19 protein-coding genes are annotated in these 13,829 nt (G+C 45.1%); 12 read left to right on the forward strand and 7 right to left on the reverse strand.

Annotated elements, in window-relative coordinates:
* Positions 1 to 9 precede the first annotated feature (9 nt).
* The 4 genes from AM231_RS06625 to AM231_RS29830 all read left to right on the forward strand — a co-directional run bounded on the left by AM231_RS06625 (position 10) and on the right by AM231_RS29830 (position 2,141).
* Positions 10 to 846, forward strand: a complete 837-nt coding sequence (locus tag AM231_RS06625; RefSeq protein WP_053493878.1) for a helix-turn-helix transcriptional regulator — start codon at positions 10 to 12, stop codon at positions 844 to 846.
* 162 nt (positions 847 to 1,008) lie between these two features.
* Positions 1,009 to 1,599 carry a hypothetical protein gene (locus AM231_RS06630; RefSeq protein ID WP_054401778.1) on the forward strand — a complete coding sequence of 197 codons (591 nt, stop codon included), beginning with the start codon at positions 1,009 to 1,011 and terminating at the stop codon, positions 1,597 to 1,599.
* A gap of 162 nt (positions 1,600 to 1,761) precedes the next feature.
* Complete coding sequence (locus AM231_RS30180; protein WP_278044611.1) at positions 1,762 to 1,893, forward strand: hypothetical protein; 132 nt, start codon at positions 1,762 to 1,764, stop codon at positions 1,891 to 1,893.
* 26 nt (positions 1,894 to 1,919) lie between these two features.
* Complete coding sequence (locus AM231_RS29830; protein ID WP_054401780.1) at positions 1,920 to 2,141, forward strand: hypothetical protein; 222 nt, start codon at positions 1,920 to 1,922, stop codon at positions 2,139 to 2,141.
* A gap of 81 nt (positions 2,142 to 2,222) precedes the next feature.
* Here AM231_RS29830 and AM231_RS29835 read toward each other — a convergent pair whose 3' ends face one another.
* From AM231_RS29835 to AM231_RS06655, 6 genes are all read right to left on the reverse strand, one after another.
* On the reverse strand, positions 2,223 to 2,666 hold the full coding sequence (locus AM231_RS29835) for a glycoside hydrolase family 99-like domain-containing protein (protein WP_423212906.1): 444 nt from the start codon (positions 2,664 to 2,666) through the stop codon (positions 2,223 to 2,225).
* A 50-nt stretch (positions 2,667 to 2,716) separates the two neighbouring features.
* The gene (locus AM231_RS30410) at positions 2,717 to 2,830 is read right to left on the reverse strand and encodes a glycoside hydrolase family 99-like domain-containing protein (protein ID WP_242615076.1); all 114 of its coding nucleotides are present in this window, start codon (positions 2,828 to 2,830) and stop codon (positions 2,717 to 2,719) included.
* A gap of 53 nt (positions 2,831 to 2,883) precedes the next feature.
* Positions 2,884 to 3,102, reverse strand: a complete 219-nt coding sequence (locus AM231_RS29845; RefSeq protein ID WP_341271601.1) for a glycoside hydrolase family 99-like domain-containing protein — start codon at positions 3,100 to 3,102, stop codon at positions 2,884 to 2,886.
* A gap of 98 nt (positions 3,103 to 3,200) precedes the next feature.
* On the reverse strand, positions 3,201 to 4,274 hold the full coding sequence (locus tag AM231_RS06645; RefSeq protein ID WP_054401783.1) for a glycosyltransferase family protein: 1,074 nt from the start codon (positions 4,272 to 4,274) through the stop codon (positions 3,201 to 3,203).
* Between the two features lie 154 nt (positions 4,275 to 4,428).
* The gene (locus AM231_RS06650) at positions 4,429 to 5,241 is read right to left on the reverse strand and encodes a hypothetical protein (RefSeq protein WP_054401785.1); all 813 of its coding nucleotides are present in this window, start codon (positions 5,239 to 5,241) and stop codon (positions 4,429 to 4,431) included.
* 187 nt (positions 5,242 to 5,428) lie between these two features.
* Positions 5,429 to 6,049, reverse strand: coding sequence for a DUF1796 family putative cysteine peptidase (locus AM231_RS06655; protein ID WP_054401788.1), 621 nt, complete (start codon positions 6,047 to 6,049; stop codon positions 5,429 to 5,431).
* 400 nt (positions 6,050 to 6,449) lie between these two features.
* On the opposite strand from AM231_RS06655, the gene AM231_RS06660 reads away from it, so the two are divergent.
* Positions 6,450 to 7,835, forward strand: a complete 1,386-nt coding sequence (locus tag AM231_RS06660) for an MATE family efflux transporter (protein ID WP_054401789.1) — start codon at positions 6,450 to 6,452, stop codon at positions 7,833 to 7,835.
* Positions 7,836 to 7,943: 108 nt separating this feature from the next.
* Here AM231_RS06660 and AM231_RS06665 read toward each other — a convergent pair whose 3' ends face one another.
* Positions 7,944 to 9,593, reverse strand: coding sequence for a CoA-disulfide reductase (locus tag AM231_RS06665; protein WP_054401791.1), 1,650 nt, complete (start codon positions 9,591 to 9,593; stop codon positions 7,944 to 7,946).
* Between the two features lie 254 nt (positions 9,594 to 9,847).
* On the opposite strand from AM231_RS06665, the gene AM231_RS06670 reads away from it, so the two are divergent.
* The 7 genes from AM231_RS06670 to AM231_RS06700 all read left to right on the forward strand — a co-directional run bounded on the left by AM231_RS06670 (position 9,848) and on the right by AM231_RS06700 (position 13,683).
* Positions 9,848 to 10,108 carry a metal-sensitive transcriptional regulator gene (locus tag AM231_RS06670; RefSeq protein ID WP_054401793.1) on the forward strand — a complete coding sequence of 87 codons (261 nt, stop codon included), beginning with the start codon at positions 9,848 to 9,850 and terminating at the stop codon, positions 10,106 to 10,108.
* A gap of 133 nt (positions 10,109 to 10,241) precedes the next feature.
* The gene (locus AM231_RS06675; RefSeq protein ID WP_054401795.1) at positions 10,242 to 10,469 is read left to right on the forward strand and encodes a sulfurtransferase TusA family protein; all 228 of its coding nucleotides are present in this window, start codon (positions 10,242 to 10,244) and stop codon (positions 10,467 to 10,469) included.
* Between the two features lie 68 nt (positions 10,470 to 10,537).
* Positions 10,538 to 11,023, forward strand: coding sequence for a DsrE/DsrF/DrsH-like family protein (locus AM231_RS06680; RefSeq protein ID WP_054401797.1), 486 nt, complete (start codon positions 10,538 to 10,540; stop codon positions 11,021 to 11,023).
* A gap of 36 nt (positions 11,024 to 11,059) precedes the next feature.
* Entirely contained in the window at positions 11,060 to 11,431 is a 372-nt protein-coding gene (locus AM231_RS06685) for a rhodanese-like domain-containing protein (protein ID WP_054401799.1), read from the forward strand.
* Positions 11,432 to 11,462: 31 nt separating this feature from the next.
* Positions 11,463 to 11,759 (forward strand): rhodanese-like domain-containing protein, encoded by a 297-nt coding sequence (locus AM231_RS06690; RefSeq protein ID WP_054401801.1) that lies wholly within the window; start codon positions 11,463 to 11,465, stop codon positions 11,757 to 11,759.
* A gap of 102 nt (positions 11,760 to 11,861) precedes the next feature.
* Positions 11,862 to 12,437, forward strand: coding sequence for a sulfurtransferase TusA family protein (locus AM231_RS06695; protein WP_054401803.1), 576 nt, complete (start codon positions 11,862 to 11,864; stop codon positions 12,435 to 12,437).
* 118 nt (positions 12,438 to 12,555) lie between these two features.
* The gene (locus AM231_RS06700; RefSeq protein WP_054401805.1) at positions 12,556 to 13,683 is read left to right on the forward strand and encodes an MBL fold metallo-hydrolase; all 1,128 of its coding nucleotides are present in this window, start codon (positions 12,556 to 12,558) and stop codon (positions 13,681 to 13,683) included.
* The last annotated feature ends 146 nt before the right edge of the window (positions 13,684 to 13,829 follow it).

Here is a 13,829-nt window from a genome sequence, read left to right on the forward strand (position 1 = left end):
AGTGATAGGGTGAAACGACAAAGCCATCTGTTGACCCTTCCGCACATGCCATTCTTCTGTTTACCTGAATCCGTCGGGATCTATCGTGATGAGCCGGGACATTCCGTGACCCGGGCGGCGGGATCTTTACATAATTTCAATATCCATTACGTCGCTTCGGGGAAAGGGTATGTCGAAATTGATCATGTCGTACATACACTTGGCCCAGGTGAAGCGGTCCTGTATTTTCCCATGCAGGCACAGCGTTATTACAGCAGTGAGGATGATCCATGGGATGTGCGTTGGTTTCACTTTTATGGCAGTGGTCTGCAGACGTATTTTATTGATCGCGGATTTCACAAAAGCCAGCTATGGAGCATCCGGCAGCCGTCTGCCTTTGAGGAAGCGCATGAAGAGTTGTTATCGGAGGCGGAGAACCACCGAATGCTTAAACCGGCCCGATTATCAACATTAACATATTCCTTGTTAGCTGTATTCGTGGAGCAGGCAACCTCCTTATCGAACAACAAAACCAACAGCTCGGCCAACCGGGTTCTTGAGCTGCTGCCGATCATGCAGCAGGGAGCTGCCAAGCCATTTATATTGGAGGAGTGGGCGGACCGACTTGGCGTCACGACCTATTATTTCTGCAAATTATTCCGCAATGTAATGGAAATGACTCCGATGGAATTCATAACGAGGTGCCGTCTGCAGATGGCCAAGCAGTGGCTGCTTGATCATAAAGACAAAACCATCGGACAAATTGCTGTGGAGGCTGGTTATCCGAGCGTCAGTTACTTTAACAAACGATTTATGGAACATGAGGGCATGACGCCGTCAGCATATCGACGCTTATATGGGGTGTAGTTACAGGAGCTGCATTAGGACAAAGTTAAACTCGACTAAGGTCCAGGATGTAATCAGACCTGTGGTCGGTTATGGAAACGGCTTGCCACCATTACAATAAGGTTAACGAAGGATTTGACGAAATCCTGTTCAATTATGTAAATGTGGGTGGGGGAAAGCTGAATGTCCGATAATTCGAATATATATGTTCTACTAACAGACACGGGTACGATCTTTACCAGGTTGATCAAACGAGTGACTGCTGCTCCGTATAATCATGCATCGCTTGCACTGGACGAGAATTTAGAAGAGATGTTCAGTTTCGGGAGGAAAAAAGCCGACAATCCTTGGGCGGGTGGTTTCGTAGAGGAAGATGTGTACGAAGGGATGTATCGGCACTTTCCGGGTACCCGCTGTGCCCTGCTGCGACTTGAAGTGACCCGGCAGCAATACGAATTGGTACAGAGCGTAATCCGGCACTATCAGGAAAATGAAGACGGTTATGGATATAACCTGATCGGCATGTTTGGTGTACTCATGAGACTCGATATTACGAGGGAGCGCTCCTACTTTTGTTCACAGTTCGTAGCCGAAGTGATGAAACAAAGTCGAATTAATCTGTGGAACCGGCCTTCTTCTGTAGTTACTCCGCATGATTTCTTCCAACATCCAGCGTTTGATGTGATCTATGAAGGGATGCTGTACGACTATCCACTGTTAGATCAGTCGAGATTGGCGGGACACCAATCTCCGCTGCTTCCAGTCGCTAGATGAACGGGGATAATACGAAACAGCAATAACTCTCTGCCTTAGGCAGAGTTTTTTTAATTCTATTTTAATATATTCCTTTCGTTTGAAATAGGAAAATGTATGGTTTTCCTATTACTATTAATATACCTATTACATCGTAAAGAGTAAAAAAGGAGTGATAGATATATGTCAACTTTTGATAATGTCTTGGTTACCGGCAATCAGGCCATACAGCAGCATCTGCAAGTAAACGGAAATACTACGTTACAAGGAAGTGTTCAGGTCAATACGAATCAAACCGTAGCAAATCATCAGTAGGCAGAAGTGCAAGTGTAGGAGAAAATTTGAATGTAACTGGAGTAGCGATCGCGGGTGAACAAGTGAAAGTAACTAATCAAGCAGTACTTCCTGCTGGGGCACCAACCGTGCAAGCCGTCCGGTACTTTGCCACGGGTGTTGCTAATCAACCGGGACTTGTACTAAAGGGTACGGACGGATTGGATTATGTTCTCTTCATCGACAATGCCGGCGGAAATGCAAATATTGCCAACCAGAGATTGACTTAATCGGGATTATCTCCGCAATGGAGGTATCCTTTTTTTATCGCTCGGGGGCAAAAGGGATACCATTGGCATCGAGAGCTTTCCTTACAGCTTCGAGATATTGAAATCCGTTATGTTTATCAGGCTCCAAATAGGCTTCCTCAGCCACTCGTTCCATGCGTTAATAAACAGAAACTCACTATTGTATAAATGGATTGCACGCTCAATCTGTTTCGAAAGATACCATTCGAATTTTTGAGGGGTCGCACCGAGACAGCTCAATCCCCTGACCCCTAAACGCGGGGTGTTATCCCAATTCACATAAGCTCCTGGAAATACAACGCGATCGCTTCGATGGTGAGACCGGTTAATGATAGAGTTCCATACATAGTCATAGTCAAACATCACGTGCTGCTGATTGTTAATAAGAGTGTGACTCCAGAGATGGTCAAGTTTGTCGTGAGCAAACGTATAATGGGGTTCGAATTCCAGACTTGCATCGAATATATCGAGAGAGGGAAGAGGGAAACCACCCAACGTCTGAACCATATAGAGTCCATCTAATCCATGCTGGAGAGCTAGTTTTCTCCAATATCGGATTATATCTTCGCAGCATGGAATAATTTCCGATCTGTAGAGTATTCCGATCTGTAGAGTATAAAGAGAGGTTTATTATCAATTCGAATATATCGTTTATCCCGGAAGGCTGGCAACAGCTCTTGAACATGCAGCTCCTAATCCGCTTCAGTTCCGTAATCCTGCTTGATTAAGATTTGCTTATCTCCACCATCCCACCGCTGGTCCAAGACTCATTCGCCCAAGATAAACAGAAAGGGAAGTCGGGATCGTTACTGGACATGATCTGTTGGAACGGGGTCTCCAATAATTGTTTGCCTCTAAACCAATAATGATAGTAGCAAAACCCGTAGATTCCGTAAGTTTTAGCAAGTTCGGCCTGTCGCAATCTGGCGGCGGTCGTGGTCAAATCATAATACGATGAAATTGTGGCAGTAAAAAGCGATGAGCTTCAACCCCAATACCTCCTTTATTCGTAGATGATGAGCGGTTAGACATAGCGTTTCATTAATGGGCACGGACGGTATATACCAATTGAGACACCATTTGAAGAAAAGAAAACCGGTACAAACTGCCTTGCAGTGCATTCGTGGCTATGGACCGCTTCTGATCCACTTGTGCAAAATAATAGATAAGGATGTCAAGAAGATCATCTGTGGAGTGAAACACGACGATATCTTCACCTGGTTTCATAAAGCTGTAAACACTCGGATGATCCTTCGTAATTTGGAAACCTCCGCAGGCTGCGCATTCAAACATATAACGGATCGGTTCGTTCCAGTTGATGATGATCTCGGCACCATTCATGTAATTTAACAGATTAGCATTTGCTGATAGCTGGATTACATGCCCGTAAGGCTCCCAGCCTTTACCCAATACAAATATCCGTTTCCCGTTGATGAGGTGGTCAAGCTTATTAATGAAATCATCATATCGTGGATCTGCATCTCCAAGGATAAGCAGGTTGGCTTTATAATCTTCCTCTACAGGCTTGGGATAATACTCGTACGAATCAGCTGCAAAAGGAAGGTGACTGATGTGCTTGATACCGGATTCAAATTGATAAAACGGGATATATGCTGCATTCTGTGTAAATACGTAGTCAAACATAGCTGCAACTCGCTTTATATCCTCAGAAGTGCCACCTTGGTCAGTTAGCCAAATGGCTGTCTTTGAGGACAATTGCTGGATCATATGCATATCCTCTAAACTAATTTCGAACGCATTCCCTACAAATAAGAGCATATCGGGATGGAATTGAGAAAGGGCTTCAAGGTAATCTGGATAGGCCTTTATGACATGTACTTCCTGAACAAGCATTCTGAACTTTTCTGTTATCATTTGATGTATACGCCAGTGCGGATCATCTTCCAAAGGTGTAACGATGAGTACTCTCATGCTTTTATAATTTAAGATATGGTGAAAATGGGATTCGATGTCGTTATTCTGTTTGACAGGGTGGATGTTCTTTACGGCCTTATATATCACTTTCGAAATATATTGCTGTGAGGACGGATGTAAGCGAATCACGGGGTACGTACTGCCTATGATCTTTCGCTTTTTTCTCTTATGCTCCTTCATAAGCTTGCACCTCCAATAGACATTCAAACGCTTGGATATACTATGTAGCATCATGATGTTTGCTGTAGTGCATTTGTACATCAGCCAACAGAAAAGGCGAAGGTCCATCCAATAACCATCACGTCAGACTTATAAAACTCAAACAATGTATGATTCATCTGAGTTGGTTCTGTGCACGCGCGATAATGCTCTCGATTTTTTGTTCATAGTTATAGATGCTTTTCTTCTTCGTCAGGATTTGACTTGACAGTGTTAGAAGTCTCTTAAGGATATCGCTGGTTCTGACGGCGTCATTGGCTTTTACAGCGGCCTTAAAATTTTTCCACTCGGTTGAGAGCAGTTTATTGGGGGTGGAGATTGCGCTTTTATCGCCTTTTATCTTGCTTTTGTATGGATCAATATCTGACAGGATAGAGCGGATTTTCGCAGCTTTGGCCGTTTTATCTTTCTTAGCTGCCGTAAGAGCTGCTTGTTTATTCCGAATATCCTGACGAGCTAAAGTAACTACAATTTTCATGCCATCAGCTTGTGACTGAAGAATCTTGGATAGGGTTTTGTCTTTGAGTTGTTTGGCTGCGGTAATTTGCTTGTTGAGACGGGTATAGGAATCAAACAGGTGTTGGGATTTGGCTTTAGCTGTTTGCAGCTGTTCCTCCAGCCTGCGGATTTTATCTTTATCGATATCTTTGATTCTTTTACGTACTTCAGAGATTTTGGCTTCGTTGGCATAATGAAGAGCAGAAATTCGATCATCCCAATCCATCGCCTGCTTTTGTTCGCTTTTAAAATCGTTATATTGCTTGATGAGTTTGGTTCGAGTGGTTCCGCCAGCTTTGTCCGCTGTAGCATTGAACTGGGCTTGAAGCGAATCAGTGAACTCGATTGCAGCTGCGCTAGCATATGGGGATAGGGTCAGGGTGATCAACAAGGACATAATAAGGCATAGAATAAATTGTTTTCTAAACATCATCATAACTCCTTTATAGATACTAATTTCAGCTGCATTGCAGCAAAGCAAAACCGACATCGTGACATAAAAAAGCACCGGTAAGAATGGCGCGGTGATGCGCCAGCCTTACGGGTGCTTCCTTCGTAAGAATATCGATATCATTATTTGTTAAATATACCGCTCAATCCCTGATTTTGTCAAATTCTTATTCTTGCAAACGTATTGACCATCCCTGAGTGACGATCTTCCAGGCATGTATGTCTCCCTCCCAAGTGGCGCCTTTCGGCATATGCATAATGTGCACCTGGTCTGAAAAGGAGGGGAGCTGTTCAATATGCGGAGTGTCATGAAGAATGATAAATAACAAGAATATATTCGGGTTGGGGTACGTTTCGCGAATCGCTTGATCAATGGTTTTGGCGTCTTTTTCGTGGGGGATGATGCGGACGAGAAGCGTTACTTGGTCGGAGTTTAAACATCGGTTAAAACGATCGATTCGTCGGTACAGCCGTTCCCGAAAAGCGGGGTAGTCATATAATGGTTTCTCGCTCGGGTCATTCTTGAAGTCATGAAAGGATAAGCAGGAAGTGTGTGTATCACGTACATAGTAACAGTTCACTGATTTACCATAGACCTCCAGATTTTCTCGAAGCATGAAGCCGTTGAATTGATTTCTGAGAACTTCACAAAATTTGGGGGGGGATGCGAAGTTGAACCAATCCCAAGGACCAGCCGCATGCCGCAGCTGGTTTCTTCTAAGCTGGGACGCAACCTGACAGTTGTAACCGAGACTATATATAGCATCGAATTGTGCAGGGGTTATCATGCTAGCTCACCTCCTCAATCTATCATTTGTTATCATATGCCATTTAATAGACTTGGTATGGACGCAGTGAAGAGGGCGAACCGCATTTTATAAAACGATATTAGCGACATGAAGCTATTTGCTTCTATATAAGGTTTACAACCTGCAAGCGAATAGGTTGCTCCGTTTCTCTACCGATTATGGTCATTTCCTGTGTCTTGCATTCGTTGACAGAACATGTGTGTGGTGATATCCTCCAATCAAAGACGGGGTGTATCCGGGATCAAATGAATTTATCCGTATCTGTTCCCTTGGCGGGTGATTAAACTCTCCAGAGGCGGAGTGTGTATACGGTCGTCTGAAGCTCTTCGCATGAAGAGTTTTTTCTATTTCTATTACAACGAAAAGAATGTGATGACAGATGTTGGTTCGATCGCGGACCCTAATGAACGGTTTGTTAAGTAAGTATTTTTCTGGTGAGTCTATGGACTACCGGCAGATTTTTGCTTTATTTATCCCCATATTGATTGATCAGGCGTTTATTATTGGCTTGAACCTGGTCAACACGGCCATGATCAGTTCATCGGGTGTATCTGCGGTCAGTGCCGTGAATATGGTGGATTCCTTGAATATTTTTCTGATTAACGTTTTTGTGGCGGTGGCAACCGGGGGCACCGTCGTGGTTGCGCAATATAAGGGAAGCGGTAATGCCCTGATGGTATCCCGTGCTGCCGCTGCCACGGTAACATCGGTTGCAATGATCGCTTTAGGGGTCGCGCTGTTAATCATCGGATTTCATGAGCCGGTACTAAATCTGTTATTCGGTTCAGCGTCGCCCGAAGTGCTGGAAAGTGCGAGAATATACTTGATTGGCAGCAGCACCTCCTTTATTGGAATTGCCGTGGTGCAGGCGGTGTGCGGCGGGCTGCGGGGGATAGGCAAGACTCGGGCTTCCCTTGCATTGTCGTTAATTATGAATCTGCTCTACGTACTGCTGAACATTGTTTTTATTAATTTGCTGAATATGGGTGTTATGGGAATGACCTTGGCCATTAACATTGCCCGTTTTGCTGGTGCTGCCTGCGCGCTTTATTATTTGTTCCGAGTGGATGCCACGCTGCATATACGTCTGCGTGATCTGTTTCATTTTCCGCTGTCCATGCTTCGGAAAATCATGTTTATTGGCTTGCCGTTTGCTGCTGAGCAGATGTTTTTTAACGGGGGGAAGCTACTGACCCAAGTATTCATCGTCAGCCTGGGTACCTACGCTATCGCAACGAACGCGATCGGGTCCTCACTTGCCTCCGTTTTTCAGATTCCAGCCAGTGCATTGTCTCTAACCATCGTGACTGTTGTAGGTCAATGCATCGGCCGTGGAAATATTGCGGATGCTCGCAAGTTCATTAAGTCGTTTCTCTGGGCAGGTGCATTCTCGCTGGCCCTTACGGGTATGATCCTGATGCCGCTCTATCGGCCGCTGGTAGGACTGTTCAATCCGCCTCCGGAAATTGTGAATGATCTATTCATAGTGCTGTTGATTACCACCATCGTGCAGGTTCCACTATGGTCGATAAGCTTCATTCTGCCGTCCGCCTTACGTGCTGCAGGCGATTCTCGCTTCACCTCGATTACTTCGATGATGACCATGTGGCTGTTTCGGGTAATTCTCGGTTACGTGCTGGGAATTACGCTTGGCTGGGGGATTCTCGGCGTATGGCTTGCTATGAACTGTGAGTGGGGCGTACGGGGAGCTGTTTTCCTGTGGCGGTTCCGCGGTAAGAAATGGTATGCGCATAAGCTGATTTAAGCCTCTTAATGATGAATATAGATGAAAGAGGCCCCGTGTATCGGAGCCTCTTTTGCATGCATTTTTATAACAACGTAATGGATATGATCAAACAGAGGCAATGGACTATTATGAATTGTTTACGGCAGCGTACGTTTTCCAGCCACCGTCGAGATTCTTAACCCGGAATCCATGCTCGGACAAAATACGTGCTGCCAAATACCCTCGCAATCCGACTTGGCAAGTAACGTACATTGTCTCATTCTCCGGTAATTCTTGCAGACGGCTGCGCAGATCATTCAGCGGAATGTTGATCGAACCCTCGATATAACCGGCTTTCCGTTCCGACGGTTCACGGACATCGATCAAGGTTGCTCCGTTTAAAACCAGTTGGTCGATTTCATGCCATTGAACGGTTTCCACCAAACCATCCAGGATATTAGTGGCAACATATCCGGCATAGTTTACCGGGTCTTTGGCTGAAGAATATGGCGGAGCGTAGGAGAGCTCAAGTTCCGTCAAATCCCATACACTTAAATTCCCCATGATTGCTGCAGCAATCACGTCGATTCGTTTATCCACGCCTTCTGCTCCAACTGCTTGCGCCCCATAGATTTGGCCTGTATCCGGATGGAACAACAGCTTTAAAGAGATAGGATACGCCCCAGGGTAATATCCAGCATGCGACAAGGGATGAATATGGATGGCTTGGTATGGCGATTGGATCTGCTTCAGGCGTTTTTCATTGATACCCGTCGCTGCAACCGTTAGATCAAAGACCTTCGCAATCGACGAACCGAGCGTGCCTTTGTAACGATTGGATTTACCATAGATGTGATCAGCAACAAGGCGTCCTTGTCTATTAGCAGGACCGGCAAGTGGTATAAAGGCCTGGCTTTGAAATATGAAATCCTTTACCTCGATTGCATCGCCGATGGCATAAATGTTCGGGTCAGCCGTTTGCAAATATTCATTAACCTGAATCCCACCGCGGTCATTGACCGGTAAACCAGCATTTATCGCAAGTACATTCTCGGGACGGACGCCAATCGAAAGTATGATTATATCGGTTCGGATTTGCTTGCCGCTTGTAAGTTCTATTCGATGACCGCCTTCATGAACGGCCTGAACTCCATCTTCCAGGATCAGACGAACTCCTTTTTTCCGAAGATGCGCATGGACGACAGAGGCCATCTCATAGTCAAGCGGAGCCATTACCTGGTTTGCCATTTCAATGACAGATACTTGAATACCTCGTTCAGCCAGGTTCTCGGCCATCTCAAGGCCAATGAAACCGCCCCCGACAATAACTGCTTCCTGCGGGTTGTTAAGATCGATAAATTGCTTGATTCGATCCGTATCCGGAATATTTCGCAATGTGAACACGCTAGAGGACTTGGATAAGCCAGGAATATCCGGCACGATCGGTTTTGCCCCTGGCGACAGGATTAGAACATCATAACCCTCCGTGTAGCTTTCGCCGGTATTCAAATTTTTAATCGTGACCGTCTTTTCTTCACGCTGAATAGACGTAACCTCGCTTAGATTTCGTATATCCAGCAGGTAGCGGCTGCTGAGGCCGGGAATGGTTTGTACCATCAGCTTGCTGCGATCCTGTATCGTTTCTCCTATATAATAGGGCAGGCCGCAGTTTGCAAACGAAATATATTCGCCGCGTTCCACGATCATAATGGTCGAGCTTTCATCTAATCTCCGCAGTCTGGCAGCTGCCGATGCTCCACCAGCAACACCACCGACAATGACGATTTTTTTGCCCATTTGCATAAACCTCCTTGTATTGGCGAATTTTATGAGTAGATAAATGATACCCCTCGGGGTATCATAACATATAGAAACTTGATTGGGTATGACAAATAATAGACATGATGACCATACAGCAAGAAGATTCGGTCAATAGAGAAATTGTTGCACCATACACTTGACATAATACCCCAGCGGGTATATATTGATGTCGTTGAGTCTGTAAGCATTCTAATGATTCGTAAACTATATATAATCGGGAGGTGTTCGAGATGAATTACGATGATCAAATGAAGAATCGGATGAAACGAATCGAAGGTCAGCTGCGCGGCATTTTGAAGATGATGGAGGAGAACAAGGATTGCAGGGACGTGATTACTCAGCTCTCGGCGACTCGAGCGGCTATAGATCGGACAATTGGCGTTGTGGTCAGCTCAAACCTCGTGGAATGCGTTCAGAAAGCCGGAGAAACCGGGCAGGACACAGAAAAGCTTGTGATTGAAGCGGTGAATTTGCTCGTGAAAAGCAGATGATCGTGGAGAAATGAACTCATCATCCCTTCAGTCTGTAACAAAATTTACGGATTGACATTGCTTTTCACATTGTTTAGTATACCCCTTAGGGTATATGATATAAAAAATTTATCCAATAAATGGAGGTAATATTATGAACTCAGATAAAGTATTGGATGCAAAAGGCTTGGTATGTCCCATGCCGATCGTAAAAACAAAAAAGGAAATGAAAGAGATGGTATCGGGTCAAATCCTTGAGATCCATTCGACGGATCAAGGTGCTAAGAGTGATTTGACGGCATGGGCCAAGTCAACGGGCAACGAATTGCTGGATTTTCAAGAGGATGCTGGCGTTCTGAAGTTTTGGATTAGAAAGGGATAAATTTTTTTGATTAAATAAATACCCGTATGGGTATAATTATTGATTATCATCCAAAAGGGGATCGCATCATGACAGAAACAAAAAAGACCACGATTATACTATTTAGCGGAGATTACGATAAAGCAATGGCCGCGTACATTATTGCCAACGGAGCTGCTGCTTACGATCATGAGGTAACGATTTTTCATACTTTTTGGGGGCTGAATGCCCTGCGCAAGGATGAAAATGTACTGCGGCCGAAGAAGAAGAGTTTCATGGAGAAAATGTTTGGATGGATGATGCCGCGGGGAGCTGATAAGATGGGACTCTCCAAAATGAATTTTGCCGGCATGGGTCCTAAAATGATAAAGGGTGTCATTAAGAAGCACAATGCCGTGCCGCTACCGCAGTTGATAGAAATGGCGAAGGAGCAGGATGTCAAGCTGGTCGCATGTACAATGACGATGGATCTTCTCGGTTTACAAAAGGAAGAGTTGTTTGATGATATAGAATATGCGGGTGTGGCTGGTTATTTGGGCGATGCTCAGGATGGTCATGTGAACTTGTTTATCTAATCAGGACGATTGCTTGCATAAAGAGGTGAAATCAAGATGGGTACATTTAATATCATATTCATTGCACTAATTATCTTGTTTATCGTATGGAGAATTCTCCCGGCCAAGGGAGTCAGACAGATTAATGCGGCGCAATTGAAGGAAGAGCTGAAGAATGCGAACGGACACAAGCAGTTTATTGATGTTCGGACGCCGGGAGAGTTCAAGGGAAATCATATACGTGGTTTTCGCAATATTCCGCTAGATCAGCTTTTATCAAGCAGCGACTCACTCTCCAAAGACAAGGAGGTGGTATTAATCTGTCAGAGCGGGATGAGAAGCAATAAAGCCAGTAAATCATTAAGGAAATCAGGCTTTGAGAAGGTCACCAATGTTAAAGGTGGCATGAGTGCCTGGTCTTCATATTAATAATCTTAACAAACAAAGGAGTGCAACTCTGATGAAAGAGATTTTACCTAAAGACGTTGAGCAGAAGCTGAATGACGGACTGGTATTGAATATTATCGATGTTCGAGAAACGGAGGAAGTCGCAGAAGGGAAAATTCCAGGTGCGGTCAACATTCCGCTTGGTTTGATTGAGTTCTGTAAGCAGGATCTTGATCGGTCTAAAGAATATGTTCTGGTATGCCGTTCGGGCGGCCGCAGCGGCCGGGCAGCGGAGTACTTGGAGGGTCAGGGCTATCGAGTTGTCAACATGACAGGCGGTATGCTTGCATGGGAAGGAAAGATGGAGTAGCTATAGTTCACGCTGTAAGGGAAGGTAGGTTTAAGGCACCTCTCTTTTTTTGAAACAAAATATACCCTAGGTGGTATTTTTAAAATGGAGGGTTAATGCGATATGACATACGTTGAGTCCAATGTAAAGCTGGATGCGAAGGGGCTGGCATGCCCTATGCCCATCGTCCGGACGAAAAAAGCGATAAAGGATCTTGAAGCAGGGCAAGTGCTGGAGATTGAGGCAACCGACAGAGGTTCCAAGGCTGATATGAAGGCATGGGCGGAAAGCACAGGACACCATTATCTTGGAACGATTGAAGAGGGAGAAGTGTTGAAGCACTATCTGCGCAAATCATCAGGTCAAGAAATGGCTGAAAAAACCTATCCGGTTGTAGCGTCCAATGAGCAGCTGGAAGAGAAGCTGGAGGACCGTTCACCTATCATTATTGTCGATGTGAGAGAAGCGGCAGAATATGCTTTCAAACATATCCCGAACGCGTTATCGATTCCTCTCGGCGAGCTAGACAAGCGGCTGAATGAGTTGAACAAGGAAGATGAAATATATGTTATTTGCCGTACCGGAACACGCAGTGATATGGCAGCCCACAAGCTTGCATCTAACGGTTATAAAAGCGTGGTGAATGTATTACCAGGTATGAGCGGGTGGAACGGTCAAACGGAAGGTTTGAATGATTAGTGTGTTGTAGTAAGTCGGTTTGCAATAGAGCCTATTTTATAAACGATTCTAGACTCAGTTGTGTGAAGGATCAAAGAAATTGAAATAGTTACTTTGCTTACAAGGAGGAAATCCAACAATGACAGTAAGAGAAATGCCTGTGCATGAGGCAGCTATGAAAGCAATGATGAAGGAAAGCCTGTTTATCCTGGATGTACGGAACTCTTCCGATTTTGAGGATTGGAAGATTGAGGGCAAAGGAATCCAGCATTTGAATATCCCTTATTTCGATTTGATTGATGGAGTAGAAGATATTCTGAATCTTCTCCCGAAAGATCAAGAAGTGCTCGTTGTGTGCGCCAAGGAGGGCTCATCAGTCATGGTAGCCGAGATGCTGGCAGAAGAGGGCCGGAACGTTGCATACCTGAAAGGCGGCATGAAGGCTTGGAGTGAACATTTGGTGCCACTTAAGATCGGTAACTTGGCAGATGGTGGAGAGCTTTATCAATTCGTTCGAGTAGGCAAAGGCTGTTTGTCCTACATGGTTGTATCCAACGGAGAAGCGGCATTGTTTGACGCAACCCGCATGACAGAGATTTATCTAGAGTTTGCCCAAAGCTTGGGTGCACAAATCAAGCATGTGTTTGATACCCACCTGCATGCAGACCATATCTCCGGTGGGCGGATGATTGCGAAGCAGACCGGGGCTCTCTACTGGCTTCCGTCGAAGGATGCCGGCGAGGTTGTCTTTAAGTACGAAGCTTTGGAAGACGGCATCGAAGTGGTGATCGGCAGCAGCACGATCCGGATTGAAGCTCTTTATTCCCCAGGACATACGATCGGGTCTACTTCGTTTGTAATTGATGATCAATACCTGCTTACAGGTGATAGTTTATTTATCGATTCCATTGGTCGTCCTGACCTTGCAGGTCTTGCCGAGGATTGGGTTGGCGATTTGCGGGAGACGCTCTATTCACGCTATACCCGTCTAGCGGATGATCTGATCGTGCTTCCAGCTCATTTTATGATCATGGATGAACTGAATGCGGATGGAACGGTCGCAAGGAGACTAGGTGAACTCTACCGTGATAACCATGGTCTGAATATTGCGAATGAAGCGGAATTCAGAGCGATGGTTACCAAGAATCTGCCTCCGCAGCCAAACAGCTATCAGGAAATCCGTCAAACGAACATGGGTACATTGACTCCTGACGCGGAGCGTCAGCGTGAGATGGAAATTGGACCGAACCGCTGCGCTGTGCGTTAAACCAAGCAGAGGTCCTATTTAATCAGATGTAAAACTATATTTGCGTGAAGATGATCCATGACTTATTTGCTATACAAGATGGAGTAAGGATTACACAGTATTAAGTAGAAAAAGGGAACCATTAGGGTTCCCTTTTCGAAAGAGGA

Origin of the sequence: Paenibacillus solani (assembly GCF_001277345.1) — a bacterium.
GTDB lineage: Bacteria > Bacillota > Bacilli > Paenibacillales > Paenibacillaceae > Paenibacillus_AQ > Paenibacillus_AQ solani.